The 203-nt window shown below is 47.3% G+C and carries 1 tRNA gene; it reads right to left on the bottom strand.

The features are described from left to right. Positions 1–127 precede the first annotated feature (127 nt). A tRNA-Glu gene (locus HEN33_RS26115) sits at positions 128–203 on the bottom strand.

A 203-nucleotide genomic window follows, 5' to 3' on the forward strand; every position in this document is an offset into this window, starting at 1 on the left:
CTTTCGTTGTTCAGTGTTTCAATTTTCAGCTTGATCCAGATTTTTAAAGAGCAAATATCTTAAACATGACTCGTAAGTCATCTTTAACGATATCAAGGTCGGCGACTTTCACTCACAAACCAGCAAGTGGCGTCCCCTAGGGGATTCGAACCCCTGTTACCGCCGTGAAAGGGCGGTGTCCTGGGCCTCTAGACGAAGGGGAC

It is taken from the genome of Escherichia sp. 94.0001 (assembly GCF_013369155.2).
In the GTDB taxonomy this organism is placed as follows: Bacteria; Pseudomonadota; Gammaproteobacteria; order Enterobacterales; family Enterobacteriaceae; genus Escherichia; species Escherichia coli_F.